19 protein-coding genes are annotated in these 21966 nt (G+C 40.0%); 10 read left to right on the forward strand and 9 right to left on the reverse strand.

What is annotated here, in order from left to right; genetic code table 11:
* The first annotated feature begins 2 nt into the window (after positions 1-2).
* The 3 genes from BV902_RS14550 to BV902_RS14560 all read left to right on the forward strand — a co-directional run bounded on the left by BV902_RS14550 (position 3) and on the right by BV902_RS14560 (position 4362).
* Entirely contained in the window at positions 3-1313 is a 1311-nt protein-coding gene (locus tag BV902_RS14550) for an efflux RND transporter periplasmic adaptor subunit (RefSeq protein ID WP_075992565.1), read from the forward strand.
* 34 nt (positions 1314-1347) lie between these two features.
* Positions 1348-3381 (forward strand): heavy metal translocating P-type ATPase, encoded by a 2034-nt coding sequence (locus BV902_RS14555; protein WP_075992566.1) that lies wholly within the window; start codon positions 1348-1350, stop codon positions 3379-3381.
* Positions 3382-3564: 183 nt separating this feature from the next.
* Positions 3565-4362, forward strand: coding sequence for a GIY-YIG nuclease family protein (locus BV902_RS14560; RefSeq protein ID WP_075992567.1), 798 nt, complete (start codon positions 3565-3567; stop codon positions 4360-4362).
* Positions 4363-4404: 42 nt separating this feature from the next.
* Here the strand turns inward: BV902_RS14560 and BV902_RS14565 are convergent, their stop codons facing one another.
* Entirely contained in the window at positions 4405-6003 is a 1599-nt protein-coding gene (locus tag BV902_RS14565) for a sulfatase family protein (RefSeq protein ID WP_075992568.1), read from the reverse strand.
* A 170-nt stretch (positions 6004-6173) separates the two neighbouring features.
* Between BV902_RS14565 and BV902_RS14570 the strand changes: the two genes are divergently transcribed.
* On the forward strand, positions 6174-7376 hold the full coding sequence (locus BV902_RS14570; protein WP_075992569.1) for an MFS transporter: 1203 nt from the start codon (positions 6174-6176) through the stop codon (positions 7374-7376).
* A gap of 62 nt (positions 7377-7438) precedes the next feature.
* On the opposite strand, the gene BV902_RS14575 is transcribed toward BV902_RS14570, so the two are convergent.
* Together BV902_RS14575 and BV902_RS14580 are read right to left on the reverse strand one after the other, a co-directional pair.
* Positions 7439-7606, reverse strand: a complete 168-nt coding sequence (locus BV902_RS14575) for a hypothetical protein (RefSeq protein WP_157626082.1) — start codon at positions 7604-7606, stop codon at positions 7439-7441.
* Between the two features lie 99 nt (positions 7607-7705).
* Positions 7706-8695: a GlxA family transcriptional regulator gene (locus BV902_RS14580; protein WP_075992571.1), complete on the reverse strand. Its 990-nt coding sequence runs from the start codon at positions 8693-8695 to the stop codon at positions 7706-7708.
* A 176-nt stretch (positions 8696-8871) separates the two neighbouring features.
* On the opposite strand from BV902_RS14580, the gene BV902_RS14585 reads away from it, so the two are divergent.
* Complete coding sequence (locus BV902_RS14585) at positions 8872-9177, forward strand: EthD family reductase (RefSeq protein ID WP_237241643.1); 306 nt, start codon at positions 8872-8874, stop codon at positions 9175-9177.
* A 40-nt stretch (positions 9178-9217) separates the two neighbouring features.
* Positions 9218-10144 carry an SRPBCC family protein gene (locus BV902_RS14590; protein ID WP_237241645.1) on the forward strand — a complete coding sequence of 309 codons (927 nt, stop codon included), beginning with the start codon at positions 9218-9220 and terminating at the stop codon, positions 10142-10144.
* Between the two features lie 42 nt (positions 10145-10186).
* On the opposite strand, the gene BV902_RS14595 is transcribed toward BV902_RS14590, so the two are convergent.
* Positions 10187-11056, reverse strand: coding sequence for an alpha/beta hydrolase (locus BV902_RS14595; protein ID WP_172840687.1), 870 nt, complete (start codon positions 11054-11056; stop codon positions 10187-10189).
* Positions 11057-11302: 246 nt separating this feature from the next.
* Here BV902_RS14595 and BV902_RS14600 point away from each other — a divergent pair, with 246 nt between their 5' ends.
* A complete protein-coding gene (locus BV902_RS14600; protein ID WP_075994788.1) occupies positions 11303-12172 on the forward strand; it encodes a pirin family protein in 870 nt (289 codons plus the stop codon).
* 115 nt (positions 12173-12287) lie between these two features.
* Here the strand turns inward: BV902_RS14600 and BV902_RS14605 are convergent, their stop codons facing one another.
* Positions 12288-13523: an MFS transporter gene (locus BV902_RS14605; RefSeq protein WP_083663624.1), complete on the reverse strand. Its 1236-nt coding sequence runs from the start codon at positions 13521-13523 to the stop codon at positions 12288-12290.
* A 195-nt stretch (positions 13524-13718) separates the two neighbouring features.
* Between BV902_RS14605 and BV902_RS14610 the strand changes: the two genes are divergently transcribed.
* The gene (locus BV902_RS14610; RefSeq protein ID WP_216640357.1) at positions 13719-13868 is read left to right on the forward strand and encodes a hypothetical protein; all 150 of its coding nucleotides are present in this window, start codon (positions 13719-13721) and stop codon (positions 13866-13868) included.
* Positions 13869-13959: 91 nt separating this feature from the next.
* Here BV902_RS14610 and BV902_RS14615 read toward each other — a convergent pair whose 3' ends face one another.
* The 3 genes from BV902_RS14615 to BV902_RS14625 form a co-directional block, all read right to left on the reverse strand.
* Positions 13960-15195 carry a TCR/Tet family MFS transporter gene (locus BV902_RS14615; RefSeq protein WP_333888926.1) on the reverse strand — a complete coding sequence of 412 codons (1236 nt, stop codon included), beginning with the start codon at positions 15193-15195 and terminating at the stop codon, positions 13960-13962.
* A 136-nt stretch (positions 15196-15331) separates the two neighbouring features.
* Positions 15332-15802, reverse strand: a complete 471-nt coding sequence (locus BV902_RS14620) for an OsmC family protein (protein WP_075992574.1) — start codon at positions 15800-15802, stop codon at positions 15332-15334.
* Between the two features lie 284 nt (positions 15803-16086).
* Positions 16087-16539: a DinB family protein gene (locus BV902_RS14625; RefSeq protein WP_075992575.1), complete on the reverse strand. Its 453-nt coding sequence runs from the start codon at positions 16537-16539 to the stop codon at positions 16087-16089.
* A gap of 491 nt (positions 16540-17030) precedes the next feature.
* Between BV902_RS14625 and BV902_RS14630 the strand changes: the two genes are divergently transcribed.
* Both BV902_RS14630 and BV902_RS14635 read left to right on the forward strand, forming a co-directional pair.
* Positions 17031-18059, forward strand: coding sequence for a sensor histidine kinase (locus BV902_RS14630; protein ID WP_172840688.1), 1029 nt, complete (start codon positions 17031-17033; stop codon positions 18057-18059).
* A 110-nt stretch (positions 18060-18169) separates the two neighbouring features.
* Positions 18170-18874 carry a LytR/AlgR family response regulator transcription factor gene (locus BV902_RS14635; RefSeq protein WP_075992577.1) on the forward strand — a complete coding sequence of 235 codons (705 nt, stop codon included), beginning with the start codon at positions 18170-18172 and terminating at the stop codon, positions 18872-18874.
* Here the strand turns inward: BV902_RS14635 and BV902_RS14640 are convergent.
* Positions 18844-21954 carry a lantibiotic dehydratase gene (locus tag BV902_RS14640; RefSeq protein ID WP_075992578.1) on the reverse strand — a complete coding sequence of 1037 codons (3111 nt, stop codon included), beginning with the start codon at positions 21952-21954 and terminating at the stop codon, positions 18844-18846. The genes BV902_RS14635 and BV902_RS14640 overlap by 31 nt on opposite strands.
* Positions 21955-21966: the final 12 nt, after the last annotated feature.

Genomic DNA, 21966 nt, shown 5'->3' on the forward strand with positions numbered 1-21966 from the left:
CAATGAAAGTTTTCATAAAGATATTTATCGTATGTATAGCCGGCACTGTTTTTTACGGTTGCGGTTCTAATGAGTCGGAGCCTAAAAGTCAACCGGAGGGAAAGGAAGCGCCTAAATCCGAAGCGGGGCATGAGGAAGGTCCGGTTAGGGTAGCGGCACTGAGTGCTGCGCAAATAAAAGCTGTGGGCATCGTTTTTGGAGGTATTGAAGAGAAGGAACTAACGGCTACAATCAAGGCCAATGGACTTTTAAGTGTACCCAATAACAATAAAGCGAATGCAACGGCGCTTTATGGTGGTGTTGTAAAGACATTAAACGTGCAGCTTGGTGATCACGTACGCAAGGGGCAGGTGATCGCTACGATCACCAACCCCCAGTTTGTACAGTTGCAGGAGGAATATGTCTCCCTTGCAAGTAAGATTACCTTGGCGGAACAAGAAATGGCAAGGCAACAGGAACTCAATGAAGGTAATGCGGGCGCACGGAAAAATCTGCAGGCCGCAACAGCAGACTTCAACAGTTTACGGGCTCGAAAGGCCTCCTTGCAACAACAGATCCAATTGATGGGCATTAATCCCAATAGCGTGAATCTTTCTAATATGCGGACCTCATTGGCCGTAACAAGCCCTATCAATGGAACAGTAAGTAATGTTTTTGCGAAAATTGGGAGTTATGTAGATGTCTCTTCGCCAGTGATTGAGATTGTTGATAATAGTCTGTTGCATTTGGATCTGCAGGTATTTGAAAAGGATCTACCTTTGGTTAAAGTCGGACAGCTCATCAACTTTCAACTGACCAACAATCCGGATAAGACCTATACCGCCAAAGTTTTTACAATTGGATCTTCCTTTGAAAATGATAGCAAGACCATCGCTGTGCACAGTACGGTTGTGGGCAGCAAAGTGGGGTTGATTGATGGGATGAACATCACGGGTATGATCGGTGTCAATAATGTACGGACTCCGGCTGTTCCGAATGACGCAATCGTGGAGGCTGACGGCAAGTATTATATTTTTGTGGAGACAGACAAGAAACCTGAGGAGCATGAAGAAGGGCACGACGATCACGGACATGCGCACGATGAAGGTGAAGCAAAACATGCGCATAAAAATGAGCAAGAAGCTGGGCAGCATGGCGAAGAACAGGCTAAAAACATCAATTTTGAAAAAATAGAGATTCAAAAAGGCGTGTCTGCTTTGGGATATACGGCGATTACCCCGGTTACCGAAGTTCCTGCTGGAACGAAAATTGTTGTAAAGGGTGCCTTTTTTATCAATGCTAAAATGAGCAATACAGGTGGGCACGAACATTAATTGACAGTATTTGTTAACAGAATCAAAGCAAGTTATGGAACATCAACATCGTTATGATGCACAAGGCAGACAGCTTTGTTGTACACAGACAGAAAAAATATATAGTCAGGCGGGAGCTGAAGACCTTATTGGGAAAGCTCCAGCTTCCAGTCATGGTCATGATCATAGCCATGATGAAGACGGTCACGATCACTCAACGGCAGGGGCTAGTCAGATGCAGTTATTTCTACCCGCGCTAATTTCTTTTATTTTGCTCATTGCAGCAATAGCCATGGATAATTGGATTGCGCAAGCATGGTTTAAGGATTGGGTTCGTTCGGGCTGGTATATCGTATCTTATCTGCCTGTTGGGTTTCCTGTAGTCAGAGATGCCCTAAAGAGTATTGCTAAAGGGGAAATCTTTTCGGAGTTTCTTTTAATGAGTATCGCTACGATAGGAGCTTTTGCGATCAAAGAATACCCAGAAGCTGTGGCGGTGATGTTATTTTATGCTGTAGGCGAGGTATTTCAGACGTTGGCGGTGAGTAGAGCTAAAAGTAATATTAAGGCACTACTGGATCAGCGTCCGGATGAAGTGACTATTTTGGAGAATGGAAAGAGCAAAGTAATCAAAGCCGCAGACGCAGGTATCGGAGCAATTGTTCAGCTGAAACCTGGCGAAAAGCTCGGGCTCGATGGTGAATTGCTGTCTGAACAAGGCGCATTTAATACTGCTGCGCTAACTGGCGAGAGCAAGCCAGATACAAAAATGAAAGGTGATGTTGTGCTGGCAGGAATGATTAATATGAACACGGTGAGCTTAATTCGGGTGACAACAGCTTATCAAGATAGCAAACTGAGTAAAATCCTAGAGCTTGTACAGAACGCAACAGCTCAAAAAGCGCCTACTGAACTGTTTATCCGCAAATTTGCTAAGATATATACCCCAATTGTCGTGTTTTTGGCTATTGGAATTTGCCTCCTGCCTTACTTGTTTGTCGATCAATATGTATTTAGCGACTGGTTGTATAGAGCACTCGTATTTTTAGTGATCTCCTGTCCCTGTGCACTCGTCATCTCAATCCCTTTGGGGTATTTTGGTGGAATCGGTGCCGCGAGTAGAAATGGTATACTTTTTAAAGGCAGTAATTTTTTGGATGCGATGGCAGATATCCGGCATGTGGTGATGGATAAAACCGGAACAATGACTGCCGGCGTTTTTAAGGTGCAGGAAATTAAGCTACAGGCTGGCTACGACGAGGCAAGAATTTTAAAGCTCGTCAATAAAATAGAAAGCCATAGCAGCCATCCAGTTGCAACAGCGATTAGGGAATATGCAGGTGCGATCGACGAGTCTATTAATCTCCATAATATAGAAGAAATCGCCGGACATGGATTAAAAGGAATTACTGAAGGCAAAGAGTTGCTGGTGGGTAACTTTAAATTGCTGGACAAATTTAATGTAGCCTATGATATCAATCCGAATGGTATCGTATATACGACCATTGCCATTGCTTTGGACGGTAAATTTGTAGGATTCATGACGATCGCTGATAGCATTAAAGCAGATGCCGCGCTTACAATTCAGCTACTGCATAAGCTCGGTGTAAAAGCAACGATGTTGAGCGGGGATAAGTCGACAGTAGTCGCCTATGTTGCCAAGGAACTTGGAATAGATCAGGCCTATGGTGACCTGCTTCCGGAAGATAAAGTGAATAAGGTCAAGGAAATAAAGGGGCTAAACGAATCTGTTGCTTTTGTTGGTGATGGCGTTAATGATGCTCCGGTTGTCGCACTGAGTGATGTTGGAATAGCGATGGGTGGACTGGGCAGTGATGCGACGATCGAGACGGCAGATGTCGTGATACAGGATGACAAACCTTCGAAGATTCCAACGGCCATTCGCATTGGGAAACAAACGAAAAAAGTTGTTTATCAGAATATTGGCCTTGCTTTTATAGTCAAAGGGATCGTGTTGATTCTTGGAGCTGGAGGTTTGGCAACAATGTGGGAGGCTGTATTTGCCGATGTTGGTGTATCGTTAATTGCGATATTGAATGCCATTAGAATTCAGAAAATGAAATTTTAACAATTGGCGCTAACTTACACCCGCCCTTTTCATTGGATGAAATGAAGGGCGGGTGTATTCCTATTTTTATTCGCTATCATTTATAAATACTAAATATATTAGTATATTTGAGCGTGCAGATCCACGAAGTGAATCGACTATTTTTTAAATTACCTTTGTAAGGTATTACCTGGTGTTAAAGTGATGACGAAAGAGCAAATTGCGGGATTGCTTGAAGGAATTCCGGCTGCAGTCGGCGTATATTATATTTATGATAAGTATGATGCACTAATTTATGTCGGCAAGAGTATCGATATTAGAAATAGGTTATTGCAGCATTTTAGAAGCACAGATTTTAAGGAACGCAAAATCCAAGGAGCAGCCTGCAGAGTTGGATTTGAACTGACTGGCCATGAATTACTAGCGCTATTGCATGAATCTGACCTGATCAAAAAATATCAACCCTATTATAATCGGGCGCAGCGTCGAACTCACTACGGATTCGGCCTTTATCTTGCAGTAAATCCATTGGGCTATCAAGTTCTTCAAGTTGAGGCGCTTGACCCCGAGCGAGAAGAGCTGATGACCTTTTCGAGTTACCAGGAGGGGCGCGAGCAATTATTCACTATTGTTGAAGCTTATCAGCTCTGCCAAAAAATAAACAAATTACAGACGTATACGAAACATTGTTTTCAGTATATGTTGAAGACCTGCAAAGGCGCTTGTATTGGGCAGGAGCTTCCAGAACACTATAATCGAAGAGTGCAGGAATTTGTAGCCTCTTCGGAGCTTCCGATGGGCGAAATATTTTTGGAGTTTTTAGGGCGTAATCCCAAAGAAAAGGGACTTGTTTACTTGTTGGATGGTCGGTATAAAGGATTTGGCTACTGTAATAAGCGTGTATATAGCGAAAAGAAAAAGCGAGAAGCCATCATCTTCAAAGCCGACAACAGGGACGTTAGACGTATTTTGAGACGTTATTTCAAACTCAACCCTGTTTAGATTTTTAACAACAATAGTTTACTGGCTTTGTAGGCCAGTAAATTATTGTTTTACCTTCGGTAAAAACTTTTTGTCGTTCTCATCGGAATCTTTATAGTAGGCTCGGGCTTCCTCCAGTTTATGATGCATTTCTTCACGCACCTTTTGGTATGCTAGTACATTGTATACATTCTGCATTTCCTGTGGATCTTTCTCTAGATCGTATAATTCCCACTCATCTTTGTCATAATAGAAATGGATCAGTTTGTACCTTTCGGTACGAATTCCATAATGTCGTTTTACCATATGAATGGAAGGGTACTCATAATAGGTGTAATATACTGCATCGCGCCATTGTTTTTCTTTTCCATTGAGTAGACCACGAAAAGATTTTCCCTGCATATCTTTCGGGATTGCAAGTCCTGCATAATCTAAGATTGTGGGGGCAAAATCAAGATTCTGAACAAGTGCTTTTGAGGATTGGCCAGCTTTAATTTCTGCTGGATAGCGGATCAATAAGGGGGTTCGGAGCGATTCTTCATACATAAAACGTTTGTCAAACCAACCATGTTCACCCAGATAGAACCCTTGGTCTGAGGTATAAATGACAATTGTATTTTCGTCGAGTCCATTGTCTTTCAAAAATTCCAATAGACGTCCAACACCGTCGTCGACCGCAGCAACGGTACCCAGATAATCCTGCATATAGCGTTGATATCGCCAGCGCATCAGGTCTTCTTTGGACATGTTGTGATATTTCATCTTAAAATCTGCCATGATTGGGTTGTAGATTGAATCCCATGTTGCGCGTTGCGCTGCAGTCATTCTTCCTAGGTTTCCATTGAAGGCAGCTTTATCCCAGGATAGATATTCTTTTAGTCCCAATTCATCCATTAGCGCAGGAGGTATCTTGTTGTCACCAGCCCAGTTCATGTGTTTAAGGATATTCATTTCAGCGGTTTTAGCAGCAGTTCCTCTTCCTTCGTAGGTGTCTAATAGATTATTCGGTTCTTTGTAGGTTTTTGACGTATATTGTTGAAGATGTCGCAAAGCCGGTAGCCACTCTCGGTGTGGCGCTTTTTGATGATAGAGCACACAGAAAGGTTTTCTGGTATCTCTTTTAGCGATCCAATCTAGGGTCATATCGGTGGTGAGATCCGATACATAGCCTTGTATTTGTTGTTTTACACCATTGATAATAAAGTTTGGATTATAATATTCGCCTTGGTCAATAAGGACCGCTGAGTGGTTAAATCCCTGGGGTAGGCCATCCATATGGATTTTACCGATTAATGCCGTTTGATACCCGTTTTTTTGGAGAATCTTGGCAAAGTTGTCCTGATTCCAATCGAATTTTGCCTCATTATCAATTTTCCCATTCATATAACTGTGCTTCCCAGTTAGGAGTACAGCCCGACTGGGCGCACATAATGAATTTGTCACGGTCGCACGTGTGAAAATGGCACCTTCTTTTGCTAATCTGTCAATATTGGGCGTTTCGTTCAGTCCGTAACCATAAGCGCTTATCGCTTGATAACCATGGTCATCACTCATGATATATACAATATTTGGATGCTTTTTTGCATGGCCTTTTTGTGCCAATGCCCACGAAGGTACAAGTGTGTACAAGGTGAAAGTAAGTATATAATGATGCAGTTTCATGGTTAAGGTTTGAATGTGTTATGCTGAACGATTTTACCTCAGGCTAATATAGGTGTTTTCATTGAGACAAAGACGGTGCTATTAGTTTAATGATAGGTTGTACCATTTAAATGATTTGTTTGTTAAATTATTCTGATAGAAATTTGTGTTATTAATAATTTCACTTATATATGAAGAAGAGTTTATTAGCACTTGCACTGGGGGGATTGGGGATAGGAATTACAGAATTTAGTATGATGGGGATGCTACCGGACGTTGCCCAAAGTCTGCAAGTTTCAATTCCGGAAGCTGGTTATCTCATTACAGCTTATGCCTTAGGTGTAGTTATCGGTGCCCCACTGTTGGTGGTTGTGATGAATCGATTCTCGCCACTTAAGACTTTGATTATCCTCATGGGATTGTTTACCCTATTTAATGGACTGTCTGTGGTTGCTCCAGACTATGGTCTTTTGTTGGTCTCGCGTTTTATTTCGGGATTGCCACATGGTGCTTTCTTCGGAGTAGGGTCTGTCATTGCCAGTCGATTGGCTGATCCTGGTAAAGAAGCGCAGGCTGTAGCGACGATGTTTTCCGGATTGACAGTTGCCAATTTATTGGGGGTTCCCTTGGGTACCTATATTGGACATCATTTTTCATGGCGTTATACTTTCCTATTGATTGTTATCGTCGGTATTTTGACCATGTTAGCCTTAAAGTTGTGGATGCCTAAGATGAAAGCAGCACCTAAAAATAATCCTTGGAAGGACTTTGGCATTTTTCGCAATGTGAATGTCTGGTTTATGGTTTTGTTATTTTCAATAGCTCCAGGGGCACTGTTTGCCTGGATAAGTTATATAGCTCCACTGATGACTGAAGTGTCTGGTATTGCTGATAAATACCTGCCTTATATTATGGTTTTGGCTGGATTAGGTATGTTTGTGGGGAATTTGATCGGAGGGAAGTTGACGGACGCTTTTTCTTCAGCAAAGGTGGTTGTAGCCGTATTGGTGGTTCAGATTTTATGTATGTTGGTTATTTATGGGCTGTCCGATAACGTTTGGGTATCCTTGGTGATGACTTTTTTAACCGGAGTCACAACTTTTGCGCTCGTACCTTCGTTAACCTTATTATTGCTTAACTCGGTAAAAAGTGATGCTGAAATGTTGGTTGCTTCTTTAGGACCTGCTTGTTTTAATATTGCGAATGCATTGGGTGCCTTTTTAGGTGGTGTACCCATTAATCAAGGCTATGGTTATACTTCTCCGGCTCTGGTTGGTGCGGTTATGGCAGCTTTAGGAATCGTAATTTCCCTATGTTATATCAAACGAAGCAAAAAGCAACCGGCTGTGGCTGCCAAAGAGGTTCTTGAGGATGCCGTAGGTCAGCTTTCGTAGAGTCCATTATGTTGTCTTGAAATTTGCTATCGGTCTAAAAAAAATAACGTATAGAATTGGTGTTAACCTAGATTTCCACCAATTCTATTGAAGATGGACTGAAATTGAACATCGATATTTTCCCCCAGGTACATGCGCTTGGCCTGGCGTTTTATTGGATATCCTTGGTTCAATAGAAAGGAAACGGCAGCTGTATTCTCTTTTGGTAGCACAACTTTGGAATTTTGCATTAAATACATTTTTAACAATGCCATTCCTGCAGCTTGTTCATTGGCAACAATAAGGCCTTCTCCCAAAGAAGGAAGATAATAGCCGCGGAGCGTTTGGTACTATTTTATTGCTGCTTTATTGTACTTGTTTTTATATTCAAGGGGAGAGAGTCCTGTAAACCGACGGAATATCTCGCGAAAAGCCTTTATGTCTGTATATCCAATAGCGTACATCACTTCATTTACCGTTTTCCTCGAGCTTTCCAATTCTTTTTTTGCCGATTCTACTTTTATCCGTTGAAGATATTCCACGGGCGTATTGCCTGTCGCTTTAATAAATCTACGGTCGAAATTCCGACGTCCGACAGTGAATTTTTCAGATAACTTCTCCATGGAAATTTTTTCTGAAAAGTTATTCTCGAGGTAGTCCTGTGCACGCATGACCATTTCATCTCCATGTGATTTTTGACCATTAAAGATCATAAAATCGGACTGTGTTTGTCTGGCAATATCAATTTGAAATATTTTGGAGCAATAAATAGCCGTCTGTCTGTCGTAGAACTTTTCGACCAGGTAAAGGAGGAGATTAAGGAACGAATAACCGCCACCATTGGTATAGATTCCTTGCTCATCAGTAATAATTTGTTCTGTTTTTAAGTTGACCTTTGGAAAGAGCTTATGAAAATTTGCCGCTGATTTCCAGTGGATAGAGCAGTTTTTGTTATCCAAAAGCCCTGTGGATGCGAGCAGATATGCGCCGGTACACATGCTTGCAACATTTGCTCCCTTGGTATAATGGTCTAATATCCATGCTGAGAGCATGCTATTACCAGCTTCTATCGCACTAAAATTAGAAATGACAGCGGGTACAATAATGAGGTCGGTCTTTTGAATCGTAGTGATATCTTTCTGCGTCATGACCGTTAATAATCCATTGACAAAGTTACTCTGTTTGGAAACTCCTGCCAATTCTATATTAAATATAGGTTCCCTGTTCAGTTGATCGTAATAGCGGTTCGCTTCTGTGAATATATGGTATGTTCCAACAATGCACGATATGGTATTAGGGCCTGTCTGACTGTCTGGAACTAAGATCGTTAGGTGTTTCATGTTGAAAGTTTATAAGATTGAATAAACGATAATACGCTTATTTGATGCTATTCAAATATACCGAAACGACTTGTCTAAATCAACCGCTGAGAATGTCTATTTTACACCCCTTTTTGTGTTTTGAACTCCGCTATATTTGATCTATAAATTTAAATTAATACGACAAGATGGTACGAATGATCGCAATATATAAGACTCCTACGAATAGGGAGTTTTTTGACAAACACTATTTTGAGACCCATATTCCCTTGGCAAAAACGCTTCCGGGACTTATTCGTTATGAAGTGGCCAAAGGTGGAATTCTGTCCACGACTGGACACGACGATGTGTATTGTATTGGAACTTTATATTTTGAAAGTTTAGCAGCAATTAAAATAGCATTTGCGTCTGAACATGGAAAGGATTGTGCAGTTGACCGGACAATCTTGGCACCTCATGATCATGATGTTCAGATTTACATATTTGATTCGATTGAGGTATAGGAAGATAAGAAGTATGAGTTAACGTTATAAAATACGATGAATGATGAAAAAGGACGATTTTAAAATAAGCATTACCGTTGAAGCAGGTGCTCAACGTGTATTTGAAGCAATCAATAATGTCCGCGGATGGTGGTCTCAAAATATTGAAGGGCCAACTGCTGCTTTGCATGATGAGTTTATATATCATTATCAGGATGTACATCGTTGTCGAATACGAATAGAAACGATGGAAACAGATCGTAAAGTAGTCTGGCGGGTCCACGAAAACTATTTTAAATTCACCCAGGATGAACGGGAATGGACTAATAGTTCCATTATCTTCGATATTGTGGAAGATGAGGGTACAACTACATTACATTTCACCCATCGTGGGCTTAATTCCCAGATGGAATGTTATCAGGTATGTCATGATGCCTGGACATATTACATAGCGGACAGCCTAAGACAATTGATTTTAACGGGGATGGGACAGCCTACTCCAAAGGAGGAAATAGCGCTGGACGCTATGGAAGAGAATCGCATACCACATGATCCTGGGACAAAAAGTATCTACCATAGATTGTTAATTGAAACTCCGGTAGAGACTGTTTACAAGGCGCTTACAACGGCGGAAGGACTAGCAGGCTGGTGGACACCAGATACGAAGGCAAAGCCAGAGATTGGTGCGATCCTGCGCTTTGGATTTGGTCCCAGCTATTTTAAAAATATGGAAGTTATTTCGCTGAAGCCTTATTCCAGGGTCGAGTGGCGCTGTGTCAAGGCATTTGAGGAATGGATTGGAACAACACTGACCTTTGAACTTGAACCTCAGCAAAAGGGATGTATGCTGCTGTTTCACCATGATGGCTGGGCAAATTATAGTGCGGAATTTGCTTCCTGTAGTTTTGATTGGGCGCTATTTTTCAGGAGTTTAAAATTTTTCTGTGAAAAAGGAAAGGGTTTTCCTTATCCCGAATTTAATGTATAAAATTCCTGAAGGGGCATAGTGTATTTTTGGTATAAAATGAGACTATCGCAATAGCTCGGCAATCGCATGCAGATAGTCTTTATTTTTAGAAAAATCATTATGTCCTTCCTTTGCCAAACGTATCAATTTATCCTGTTTTTTAAAGAAGTTACTCAGTTTAATGGAAGAATCAAAATAGACGGCATTATCCTGGTCTCCGTGGAAGATGATCGTTCTACATTTTACTTTTTGCAATGCCGCAGCATTGTCGAAATAAAAGGGGATCCCGCTTGTATCGAGTTCAGGGGCGACATGTTGTGTCCAATCTTGAAAACTATAGTAAGGTGCCTGAAGAATAAGCATTTTCGGAGAATTATGCGAAGCAATAGTTGAAGCTAGTGCCGTGCCCATAGATTGACCGATTATGATAATGTGATCTTCCGGATACTGTTGTGTCAGCTTATCATAGACCGTTTGCAGATCACGATAAAGTAGTTCTTCATTGGTTACTTTACCTTCACTTTTTCCGTAACCTCGGTAGTCCAACATAAAAAGATCATATCCGTTATCAGTATAGATTTTGGCAATTTTACCCCAGGTATCTACAGCCCCATTACTGCCATGCAAATAGAAAATTAGTCCTTTGCTCTTGTCTGCCTTAAACAAGATTCCATGGAGTTTAACATGATCTGCTGTTGTGATAAATTGTTCTTCAAATTTGCCTTGAAAGCTGAACGTGGAATCTTGGAGCTTTTTACCTGGAAACAGTTGTTCTTCAAGTATTTCATTCCAGTTTGGTTTCACTTTAGATTTACTGTTGGATTGCGCATGTACTGCGGGGTAAAAAAAGATGAATAGCAAGAGTAATAGTATTGGACGTGACCAAAGGTGACGGTAAAATTTTGTTAATGTGACGGTATTGTTTGAGTGCATAAAGATACTTGGTCTATGATTTTTATTGAAGTTACACATTTCTATGGCATCCAGAAAATGTGGGATTCCTAGTTTTAGCAGTATCTTTTCTTATAAACTTAATCTAGGTTAAGTTTATGCCTTAATCCAGGTTGTTGGAAGCAGGCTTCTTCTTGTCGTACCTTTGAGATAGCAATTTAAAATGAAGTGAATCAATTTGGGCTTCAACTTAAATTCATCAAGAACGATAAAAAAGGAGATCATAACATGAAAAAATCAATTGAAAGAATTTTCCAACGTCCAGCTCAACCGGGTATGGTAGGAGATGGATTTCGTGTATTTAATATGATACCAGGGAATGGGATTTCCCAAAAGAGGATGAGTCCATTTCTTTTACTGGATTTCAACGCAGCATTTGATTTTGGACCTTCGGATCATATCAGAGGCGTGGATGTACATCCGCATAAGGGATTTGAAACCGTTACTATCGCCTACAAAGGCAGTGTAGCCCATCACGACAGTTCGGGAAACAGTGGAGTTATTCGTCCAGGCGATGTACAATGGATGACTGCCGGTGCGGGTATATTACATAAAGAATACCATGAAGAGGAATTTTCAAAAAAAGGTGGATTGTTTGAAATGGTTCAGCTCTGGGTTAATTTACCAGCGAAAGATAAATCAGCGGAGGCACATTACCAGGCGATTACAGCCAATCAGATGGGGAAGGTACTATTGCCTGAGGCAGCAGGGGTAGTTAATGTCATCGCGGGGAAATTTCAGGATACGGTAGGGCCGGCGAACACCTATACGCCTGTCAATCTATTTGATATCAAATTGGCGGAGCAACGTGAAACGAATTTTTTAGTTCCACAAAATCATAATACTGCGATGCTGGTTGTGAACGGGGAGGTCGAGGTCAACGGTGAACTTGCGAAGGAACATAGTTTTGTTTTATTTGGTCATGATGGTGAAGAGATCTCGATAAAGGCCCATAAAAATGCGGTTTTACTTGTGTTAAGCGGAGAGCCCATCGATGAACCTATCGTGAGCTATGGCCCATTTGTAATGAATACACAGGCAGAGATTTACCAAGCCTTTGAAGATTTTCAAGCTGGCAAGTTTGGTGTACTTGAATAAATGAAATAAGTTTCCATCCATGGCCTACATTTATAACATGTAGGCCATTAATGGATATCATCATATAGAAGGTTTTCTGTTAATCAGCTTTTCTTTAGATTATGGTGTTCAACGACTAAGAAAATTTTTTTGGTCGTCTGTCGTAGCAGATATGGATGATGAGAACCAGTAGTGTACAACAAAAGCCTATCAATACCACGCCATTCCATTGAAAGTATTTCCAAGCGAGAGAAGCCAAGTAACTACCCAATGATCCACCCGCAAAGTAACTAAACATATAGACTGTATTTAGTCGGTTGGTTGCCCCTAGATTTAAGGCAAAGAAAGCAGATTGATTGCTGATATGCATTGATTGTAAACCCAGGTCAATTAAGATTACACCAGTTATTAATCCGGTATAGCTATTCCCCCCAATGTAGAATACGATCCAGCTCAATAGCAGGATACATATGGAACCAAGAATAACGGTATACGTAGAAACACGCGTTGAAATCTGGCCTACCAATGCTGCTGCTAGAGCGCCAACAGCCCCTATTAATCCGAAGGATCCGGCTACAGCGGACCCCGCGTGGAAAGGAGCTTCCTGTAAATGAAATACTAATGTAATCCAAAAAGCACTGAATCCCGCAAAACCTAGGGCACCTCTGAGTGCAGATAGCCGTAATACCGGTTGAGTTTTTGTCAGATGGATCAATGAGTGCATTAATTGTAGATAACTTCCTTGAAATGTCGGATTCACATCGGGGAGTGCGAAAGCTAATAATAACATGAATAGAACCATTAACGCTATCGCTATATAATAGATCGCTTGCCATCCCCAGATATCGCCAATAAATCCTGCTGCGACGCGGGAGAGCAGAATACCTAATAGTAAGCCACTCATGACCATTCCGATTGAAGAATTGCGTTTTTCGGGAGTAGCAAGTTCGGCCGTAAGGGGGACGAGCATTTGGGGAACGACTGAGCTAAATCCAACCATAAAGCTTGCGATATAAAGCAGCTCGAGGCTGGGAGCGAAGACCATTGCCAATAAGGAGGCTATGATAAGTAGAAAAATTGATAATATTAATTTCTTTCTTTTTATCATATCTCCCAAAGGAACGAGAAAGAGTAGTCCTGTTGCAAAACCGATCTGGGTGAGCATAGCAATCATACTTATTGCAGCTTCACTAACGTGAAAGTCTTTTGCCATCAATCCCAAAAGCGGTTGATTATAATAGTTGTTGCCGACGACTATTCCAGTTGTCAGGGTAATAAGCCATAAAAGAGGCTTCGTAAGTACAGGTGTATCCCGCTTTGAGTCTACGTGAAGTTCTATGTTTTGTTTTGTTATGTCTGTTGTATGTATCATTTTGAATTTTATTTCCTTGGCCGCAAATTTACAGCGATCAGTAATGTAGGAATTGAAGAATTCGATCCATGAATTGAAGAATTGAAGTTTGATTAACCTAAATTGATCCAGAAGTGAGATGATTGTGTACTGGACCAGATATTGTGTTTCTGTTTTTTGACTTAAGTCATGGTTTTTCAATTGCGAGGCGTCTGGATGTCATTTTTAATGCAAGATGCCCTTGAAAAATATCGTTTATTGTTGGATGAAAATCCAATGGTTGTCAGAAGGCTATCCAATAGAATAGTTGCTTCCTATCTGAATATTTCACAGGAGACATTGAGCCGTTTAAAGTCAAAGCTCTAAAACTCAACTGGCCTATGCAGTTCTTAAATGCATAGGGCAGTTGAGTTTTAGAGGAAGATAGATGAAAATAGTGCAGACTGATTAATCAGGTTTAAAGATTTATTTGCTGATTTCTCCTTTTGCGAGAAGCATTATAGACAATGATCACACTAATCGTCATCAGGATAAATGCTAAGAAAAACGGCGCGCCAGAAAATTTAAATGGTGCTTTGTCATGGGTGAAATAATAAAATAGGTTTGTCATCATCGGTGGACCAATAATCGATGTTGCACTCATTAAGCTTGTTAGTGCACCTTGAAGTTCACCCTGTTCGTTTGAAGGAACATTTTTTGTAATAACAGACTGAAGAGCTGGTCCACAAATACCACCCAAGCAATAGGGGATAAGGAAGACGAACATCATCCATCCCTCACTTGCAAACGAGAATAACAGTAGTCCAATAGCATACAGGGTCAATCCATAGAAAATGCTTTTTTGTTCACCAAGTTTGGGTGTAGTCCATCGAATTAAAACACCCTGAACCAATCCGATCAATAATCCAATAACACCTAATGAGATACCCACCATTCTTTCTGTCCAGTCGAATTTATACATGGTGAAGAAGTTCCAGTTACTTTGAACTGCATGACCTGCGATATATATTAAAATTAAGGCAACGATTAATCCGGATATTTCTGGATGTTTTCCAAGAAACTTAAAGGATCCAATTGGATTTGCGCGTTTCCATTCAAAAGCTCTACGTTTTTCTTTATCTAAGCTCTCAGGTAAGATAAAATAGCCATACAGGAAGTTTAGCATACACAGTCCTGCGGCCGCATAAAAGGGAACCCTGGCACCATAGTGACCGAGTAGACCGCCGATAACTGGGCCGATGATAAAGCCCAGACCAAATGCAGCGCCTATCAAGCCAAAGTTCTTTGCCCGATCTTCATCCGTAGATATATCGGCGATATAAGCACTTGCCGTTGTAAAACTAGCACCTGTCAATCCGGCGATAACGCGTCCTAAGAATAACCAACCTATAGTTGGCGCGAGGGCAAGAAAGATGTAGTCTACAGCAAACCCAAAAAGTGAGATCAAAATAATTGGCCTTCTGCCATATTTGTCACTGAGGTTACCAACGACGGGAGAACAGATGAATTGGGTGAAAGCGTAGGCAAAGCCGAGCCAGCCGCCATATTTTGCTGCTTCACTGATGTCGCTATGAATCAATTCCTCGATAAGTTTAGGGACGACTGGAATAATGATTCCCCAACCCGTAATATCGATTAGTAGTGTAATAAATATGAATCCGATTGCTGCTTTTTTCTTGGAATTTTCCATCATGATTCAAAAGTAATGAAATCCTTAAAAATTTGTTTGTTATTTAATTACTAATTTGTGCTACGTGTTATATTTTCGGTTGTGTTAACAAACCGATAATAGGGGGCTTTTTTCTTTCGATTGAACGTCTAGGTATGGATTAGATCGCTTGACATTTGGGACGGTGCAGCACAGTGAAATTACATGAATTCGCAATAAAACACATTTTATTTGCTTGGGTATGTAAGGATAAAGCAAGTTCTATCTGGGATTCATCTGTGATGAGAACCTCGGGGTGTAATATAACTTCTGTAAAACGACCACTTCCATCTCCATTCGTTTCGAGGGTGGCGATAGCATTGTCCGTATAGGATAAAATCTCGATGCTATTTTTCGAGCAGACGTATAAATAGGACATCATGTGGCAAGAAATCAGGCTGCTAAGTAGCAAATCTTCCGGATTGTACAATGCGGGGTCACCCTTGAATGCTTTTGCTGCGGAAACTTGCAGGTCAGCTTTCCCTTCGATCGCGATGTGATGGCTCTTTGTATAAATTTTTGAACCCACAGCACTAGGCTGTTCAGGATGGTTCCAAGTTAAGGTCGCTTTAAAGATATGTTTGTAACTCATTTTGTTTCAAATTTAAGGTATTCTCCAATATTATAGAACGTCTAGTCCGCCAATTACAGCATGTGTAGGATAGGTCGAATTGACCAGATCAAAATTTTAATAGAACTGCTTAAAAATCAAAGCGACCATTATCTGGTTGAAAACGAGTATGTCCTAGGGTATTCCTTTTATTACCTTGCAGAAGGATTGATCCAGCATGATATTTATCGTTTGGAGCAAATCGGCATTTGAATAAAACTACTTCGTTTGTAATCAGACTACAGTGGCGTCTGATTACAGTACTGTTATGTGCGAGCAAAAGTGATATAATCTGTGTTGATAGGTTCAATACCATTTTTCCGCATTTCGCTTGCTATTTGCGCCCTGTGATAGGTGCCATGATTAAAGACGTGTAACAGAATGTCGTTGGCCTTATTATGAAAAGCCTGATGCTGTGTGTTTGTATAATTGATAATTTCATCCTCTATATCATTTCTGCGCTGAATCTGCTGCCCAAATCCTTCTGAAGCTAAATCGTGATACCTTTGGCAATCGATGATACTGTGCTCATCCCAAACACCAACAGGTGGTTTTTCACCAGTTAATCGACTTAACCAAATAATCTGAGCATTGACAATATGGCTAAAGAGCCGTATGCAAGAATGAGGTACATTTTCGCCTTCACTTTTCAGTTTCTCCAGTAGTGCTGTATTGGCCCAGTTATTATATAACCAAAGCTGCATAAAAGTAGTTGACATCTAATTGTTGTTTATGTGGGTTCTGCAAAATTAAATATACGGAAGATCGCTATAACTTTTTTTGCTGAGCCTTCAATTATGGACAATTTATGTTATGTAAATAGACATTTTAGTGATCGCTACGTATTATATTTACCTTATTAGGTAAGTTTTGAAAATTACCAACTTAATTGAAATTAGAGATAACGTTATTCTATATTGATAACTTAGCAAATTACTTTATTTGCTGGATGAGCTAGCTGTTTTATGCACGCTAAAAATCATTTTCATTTTAAAGCAATATATTTGTTACAATTTTATTGTTTTGTGCGTAATGCTATTTTTTTTGATTTGCTCAGATCCTAATTGGGATATATTCAGATTGTTAGCGTTATAGGTGGTTGTTTTTTGTCGCAGAAATGTCTTTTTGCGTTATCACTTGATAAGTCAGACTACCACAAACTAAAGGATATCATTATATTAGACTGATATTATTGAAAAGTATGCTATCTATGAACAGGTTTTTCCAAAATTACAATACGGGGAAACGTATTATTCTTCATTTGTGTTTTTGGTTTTTGGTTTTGGGAATGCAATTCATTTCCTATCAGCGGATAGATATTGATAATTCCTGGATTTTGTTTGTAAAGGACGTCTTTTCTTTGTTGACAATATTTTATGTGACAGCATATATCGTCATTCCGCGGTGGTTTATTCCAGGGAAGTTTGTATTATGTATATTATGGTTGTTGTTTATTTACGCCTGGTGGTCGTTTCTAAGTTACTTTGGGGCCCTATTAACGTTGAAATATCTAACACCAGATGTTCGCCTGTCAAGCTATCTTGAAATAATATTAAGTCAAGGAATCTTTGGTGCTTTTCGCCTTTCTTCCATTAGCGATTATTTGTTGGATTTTATTTTTTTGGTGGCGCTGCCATTGACTGTAAAAATTGTACAGGCATTTATGTCTGTCAGAAATTCAAAAATGAAACTCGAATTGAAAAATTCAGCATTGGAATTGAACAATGTCCAATTGGAACTTGCCTTTCTAAAATACCAGATTAATCCACATTTTTTACTTAATACACTTTATAGCATTTATGTGCTGGTATCCGATCATGATGAACGAGGCGGCGAGAGTATGATGCGTTTAAGTAGTATTATGGTGTATTTACTGCATGAAAGTAATCAACCCAGGATAGAAATTAGTCGCGAATTTCAATTGCTAAAGGATTATGTTGAATTGGAAAAGTTACGCTATAGCGAGACCGTACAGATCAATTTAAATTTGGTGGCCGACGACGAAAACAGCATGATTGTTCCTTTGATCTTTTTTCCGTTTGTGGAAAATGCATTCAAACACGGACCTCGGTTAAGTTCTTCGGCGGGATGGATATCCGTAGACATTAAGGTTGCGGATGACAAGGTGTATATGCACGTGGCTAATGCGTACAGAGAACTTTCAAAACCAGAAAATTATATCGGCGGATTAGGGATAGAAAATGTAAAAAAAACGACTGGAACTTCATTATCCTCATAATCACAATTTGGAAATAAAGTCGCAAGAGGGTGTATTTAGTGTTAATCTTGTTGTAACTTTACATTCGGAAACAGAGCCGTAGCACCAAAGCAACGGGTTGCGAAGTACTTATGAATAGAATTAAAACGATCCTTATTGAAGATGAGCCTATTGCGAGAGGCCGCCTGGAGAAATTAGTTTCCAAATTAGGCCTGATCGAGATATTGGGTGTATTCGAGAGCCCATTGCAAGCAATTGACGTTTTAAGGCAGCACGAGGTAGATCTCATTTTGTCGGATATAGATATGCCTGAAATGGACGGAATTACCTTTCTCAAAGGGCTTGCTCATCCACCATTTGTTGTTTTTATAACTGGGCATTATGAGTATGCGGTCGATGGATTTGAGCTGGATGTGATCGATTATATCTTAAAGCCACTCCTGACGGAAGAGCGGTTAATCAAGGCAATTGAAAAAGTCCAAAAGGCAATTTTGTTTTCTAGAAGGGGCCCACAGGGTGAAAGAAAGGCTATTAAGATAAAGGATCGGAACAAAACTATTTTTATAGATCCGGCGGATATTTTCTATTTAAAAGCCTGGGGGGATTACATTCAAATTTATACATTAGAAGGTATGCAAACGTTGCTGTCTACCATGAAAGATATGGAAGCAGAACTGCCTTGGGATATGTTTGCTCGTATGCACCGGTCCTATATTGTCAATATCAAACAGATCAAGGGTGTTGAGGCAAGTAAAGTTATTCTGAAAAATGGGACAGAACTCGGTATAGGTTTACAATATCGTAATCAACTTTTCGCGAAGATGGGACTCCTATAATTTATCGGATTCATACGTTCTTTCTGTTTCCCAATTTGCATTTTATAATAGCCAACCATAAAGTGGTAAACGGCAAGTTCATGTAAGCGTTGATCAGACATGAACAATCGATTAATAAACATATGAATGTAGCTTGATAGTAACGATGTCCGAGCCGACTTGAATTCATCTTGCTCGGTATGGCTCTGTAAGGTGTTAAATATGCTGTATTGAAGTGCATTTAGTTTCTTTTTCGATTCTTCTAGGTTGTCTAAAGGTTTGTCGAACCAGTCTTTTTTCTCTTTAAACTTATTGTTGAGATGAATCCAAAGGTTTTTATTATTATCAAATTCTTGCTGATAAAGGGTATTCATCTGTAGGCAGAAATCTCTTTTTTCGATCAGTGTAAATTTTGCAGCTTCTAATAGCGACTCAATATTTTCGAAAGCCAGGCGCCATCGATCATTGATTGAAGTACTTTGTTGAATAACCTTCAGTACCGTTTCGCTCTGTTGATAGAATAGCTCCTCACTAAGTTCCATACAAAATGGGGTATAGCGTTCTATCTCCCGTGTATAAGTGTCAAAGGATAGCGTTGATATCTGTCCATCTTTAATAAACTGTTCCAATAGGGTATTGAGCGTGGATATAACGAAAAAATACTGGCTTGGATCTGAAAGCTCAACTCTAAACCTAATGTGGGGCGATGGATCGCTGTACCGTATAAAAAACCATTTTTTTAGGACATTTTGTTGACTAATTGTGGCTACGATAATGGGGAAAACTTCCTTTAACAAGGTGTCTGCAATATGTAAACCACAATAGATCTTGGCGTAAAGCCATTCACTGCCCAAAGGGAAGCATCTTTTTAGGTTATTGTCTTGCGGAGCTGATTCATTTGTGAAAGTCTCCTGTTGTGATTCTATTGGAATAATGATTTCGTTGGCAAAAATATGTCCATCTTTATCCCTGGCTATTGATGAATAGTCATTCAGGATATATTCGGTTAATATGGTCTCTCTTTTGCACATATGATCCAATAGGATTTCTATGCAATAAGGATTGTCTAAATTTATCAACAGTTCATTATCGCCGCTGCTGATGATGACCATTGCAGGGATTGATAACTCCGCTTGTATATTTTTTATGAAAGCCTGAGGGTTGCTGGGGTATTTCGCTATTTTTTGAATTCGCCACTGGGCTCTAGACAAGATAATATTTTTGTAGCTTATTCTTGGGAGCCTCCGCTGCTCTTTCATAATTCCCCAATTCCAGGAAAGATCCAACCTATTATTTTGGAACTGAAAATCTGCGAGAAACTTATAAATATTCATACCTTGTTCAAAATTGTGGGCCGTCGTCAAACGGGGGATAACCATTTTATTGAATTTCTTGGACCACAAGATTAGACGCTGTTCTTTAAGGAACAGGTATAAGTCATTAACATCAATTTGCTCTTGTTCTTCGTCGATTGTTGGGCTTAGACAAATTGATGTCTTTCGCAGCGCAGGTCTATAAATTATATTACCAGCATTATTGTCTGGGTAATGACAAATCTCGGCAAGTATTGCATTGGGAAACTGCTGTTGCTCTTTGTTGGCCGATTCTTTTAATTTGTTATGCAATTCTTCATCCAAATGTGCAAATCTGGAAATTAAGTTTCCTGATGACGAACCACCAATAGTACCTAGATTGAAGAATAAATTTTCCTGACATGAACTTCGAAGGAGATTGCCGATGGCATAGAATGAAGAAGGGATAGTATGGGCTGTTTGTTTACGCTGTTTAGCGATATGATCTAGATCTTTGCCGGTCAGCCGAATTTCGGTGAATTGATTTTTTACACTTTCTACAAATTTTTCAATGACCAGATCTTGATAATGGTGGTCCCCATATTTTTTTTCGCCCGTCGGAGTGATGTTTTTAACATCCCCGAGTATTTCATCCGTTATATTGTAAACACCTTCTTGACGTCCGTAACCAATCCCAATATCGGGGTCTAGAGCTGTCGTTAGCGGGACCATTCTATCTTCATATTTAACAGAGAACGCAGCTCTAAACTGGTCAAAATCTGTTAACTTAGCCTGGCTGCAAAGTGGTAGTAAATCCTGAAATTGATCTCTTATGTGATTTAATGCGGTATCTGATAAATTATTTTCTTCCATCCCCATGAGGAGATCCCCCTGTAACGAATTGGTCATATCGAGATCTGGAGCCAAAGGCTGCAATAATTTAAGGATGGCAGTTCTGATCTCAATGACAGATTGAGAACTATGAAGCCATCTTTTTATCGTTAATAAAGGATTTAAATAATTTTCCGCCTTATCCACTCTTTCAAGCGTCGTTATCAGGCTATCCAGATAACCTCGGCCAATTACATTGGGCTGTAATTCAGAAGATATGATTCCAAGGCTGATGAGGTTATTGACGAATAAGGGCGCATGCGTTGTTGATGCTCCAAGACCTTGCAGCAGATCGATTAATGATTGATAGTGGCTGGTTCTCTTATTACGTTCAAAGTATTGGATGACTCGATCCAAAACTGGGGTAAGCCTTATGCGTTTCAGGATATGCTGTCCTTTCTTTCCATTAGTCACTTTTTGATAATATTTGTAATATTTACCATCTAAGTATAAGGTCGGATTGATGCGATAATAGAGTTGAGTGTAAATTCTTTTGTCTTTTGATAGCTGTTCAATAATTCCTGTCAAAATGGTGGCATCCAGTTTTAATACAGCTTTATTCGCATTAGTCCTAATTAAGGATACCTTTTTTTCGGAGACGGCAATGTTCCCAAAAGATACCCCTGCGAATAAACCGAAAGGCGTACTTCTGGTGCTCATCCTAATCGCATATTTGAGTAGTGAAACGATCATTTTTGAGCTGCTTTCTTTCTTGTATTCAAGCCATTTTTGAACTTCTACTGAGAAGGCTGGGCTTGCCAGAAATAGGGCTTCTTTTAATTGCTCATTTTGAAACAAATGACGAAGTTTATCTTCTATTTCATGTCTCTCTTTACTCGTTAAAAGATCAACGGCAAATGCAGCTGGAAGCAGCGGCGTGCGCAGAAGAAAATAATCGGATAAGTGGAATAATGACATGAATTAGTAGGA

This window comes from Sphingobacterium sp. B29, assembly GCF_001952815.1.
Classification (GTDB): domain Bacteria; phylum Bacteroidota; class Bacteroidia; order Sphingobacteriales; family Sphingobacteriaceae; genus Sphingobacterium; species Sphingobacterium siyangense.

Coding starts and splice junctions, on each gene's coding strand:
- BV902_RS14550 (WP_075992565.1), top strand. CDS start 3: ATGAAAGTTTTCATAAAGATATTTATCGTATGTATAGCCGGCACTGTT.
- BV902_RS14555 (WP_075992566.1), top strand. CDS start 1,348: ATGGAACATCAACATCGTTATGATGCACAAGGCAGACAGCTTTGTTGT.
- BV902_RS14560 (WP_075992567.1), top strand. CDS start 3,565: ATGACGAAAGAGCAAATTGCGGGATTGCTTGAAGGAATTCCGGCTGCA.
- BV902_RS14565 (WP_075992568.1), bottom strand. CDS start 6,003: ATGAAACTGCATCATTATATACTTACTTTCACCTTGTACACACTTGTA.
- BV902_RS14570 (WP_075992569.1), top strand. CDS start 6,174: ATGAAGAAGAGTTTATTAGCACTTGCACTGGGGGGATTGGGGATAGGA.
- BV902_RS14575 (WP_157626082.1), bottom strand. CDS start 7,606: ATGCAAAATTCCAAAGTTGTGCTACCAAAAGAGAATACAGCTGCCGTT.
- BV902_RS14580 (WP_075992571.1), bottom strand. CDS start 8,695: ATGAAACACCTAACGATCTTAGTTCCAGACAGTCAGACAGGCCCTAAT.
- BV902_RS14585 (WP_237241643.1), top strand. CDS start 8,872: ATGATCGCAATATATAAGACTCCTACGAATAGGGAGTTTTTTGACAAA.
- BV902_RS14590 (WP_237241645.1), top strand. CDS start 9,218: ATGATGAAAAAGGACGATTTTAAAATAAGCATTACCGTTGAAGCAGGT.
- BV902_RS14595 (WP_172840687.1), bottom strand. CDS start 11,056: ATGCACTCAAACAATACCGTCACATTAACAAAATTTTACCGTCACCTT.
- BV902_RS14600 (WP_075994788.1), top strand. CDS start 11,303: ATGAAAAAATCAATTGAAAGAATTTTCCAACGTCCAGCTCAACCGGGT.
- BV902_RS14605 (WP_083663624.1), bottom strand. CDS start 13,523: ATGATACATACAACAGACATAACAAAACAAAACATAGAACTTCACGTA.
- BV902_RS14610 (WP_216640357.1), top strand. CDS start 13,719: ATGTCATTTTTAATGCAAGATGCCCTTGAAAAATATCGTTTATTGTTG.
- BV902_RS14615 (WP_333888926.1), bottom strand. CDS start 15,195: ATGATGGAAAATTCCAAGAAAAAAGCAGCAATCGGATTCATATTTATT.
- BV902_RS14620 (WP_075992574.1), bottom strand. CDS start 15,802: ATGAGTTACAAACATATCTTTAAAGCGACCTTAACTTGGAACCATCCT.
- BV902_RS14625 (WP_075992575.1), bottom strand. CDS start 16,539: ATGTCAACTACTTTTATGCAGCTTTGGTTATATAATAACTGGGCCAAT.
- BV902_RS14630 (WP_172840688.1), top strand. CDS start 17,031: ATGAACAGGTTTTTCCAAAATTACAATACGGGGAAACGTATTATTCTT.
- BV902_RS14635 (WP_075992577.1), top strand. CDS start 18,170: ATGAATAGAATTAAAACGATCCTTATTGAAGATGAGCCTATTGCGAGA.
- BV902_RS14640 (WP_075992578.1), bottom strand. CDS start 21,954: ATGTCATTATTCCACTTATCCGATTATTTTCTTCTGCGCACGCCGCTG.